Raw genomic sequence first — 952 nt, forward strand, 5'->3', positions numbered from 1 at the left:
CGCAGACCCAGGCGGTGAGCGTGACCGACGGCGTCGGCACGCTGAGCATCGAAGTGGCCAACGACGACGTCGACGACGGCCCCGACAGCATCACGGTAGTGATCACCGAGGTGGCCGAGGCGGGCTATGCCATCGATCCGGCCGCCGACACCGCCAGTGGCACGGTCGCGGAGGACGACACGGCCACTTTTGACGAGGGGGTGATCTTCACGCTGGACTTCGAGGCCGCTGGTGAACCGCTGGATGAGGGCGGCTTCGACAGCGTGCTGGGCGGGGTCAGCGATACCACGGTGCTCACCGCCGTCGAGGGTGGCGACCTGGTGGTGCAGACCTCCGATGGCGACATCTCCAGAGAGACCAGCGCCAACGACTTCATCAAGTATGCCGACCTGAGCGCGGCCGAGATCAACGAGGTGCGGATCAGCTCGCGATTCGAGAATCCCTTCCCGCAGGCCCTGGCGGCCCAGGGGCTGTCGACCAGCACCATCCCCAACTACGCCCAGCAGGGCATCGTTTTTGGCCTGGGCACCCAGGAGAAGAACGAGCTGGTCAAGCTGGTGTTAGGCGGCAATAAAGGCAATACCATTCAGATCTGGTCGCGTCCGGATAGTGGGGTCGGCATCGACACGGTCTATTCCCTCGATGACCTGTTCAGCATTGCCGGCTTGGGGCTGGAGGACGTTGCCGAGCTGGAGATGACGCTGATCATCGACAAGGCGGCGGGCACGGTCACCCCCGAGCTGACGCTCTTCGATGCCAGCGGCGCGATCATCGGCGGATTGCGTGCCATCGCCACGGACGGGTTCGTCACGGCGCAGGCGGAGACGCTGCCCGCTGCCGTGCTGGATAACCTGCTGGATGCCGCGGCGCTGACGGCGATCGGCGTGACCTCGAATGATTTCGTAACGCTGGATGCCTATGAAGCGCGCTGGCAGTACCTGGAGGTGACCAC

General features: G+C 64.8%; 1 protein-coding gene. It reads left to right on the forward strand.

All coding sequences use genetic code 11. The features are described 5' to 3' along the window. The coding region (locus tag ACGTNG_RS18110; protein WP_394797886.1) for a hypothetical protein at positions 1-952 on the forward strand (952 nt) is incomplete at both ends.

The organism is Halomonas sp. B23F22_3 (genome assembly GCF_043496965.1).
Classification (GTDB): Bacteria; Pseudomonadota; Gammaproteobacteria; order Pseudomonadales; family Halomonadaceae; genus Halomonas.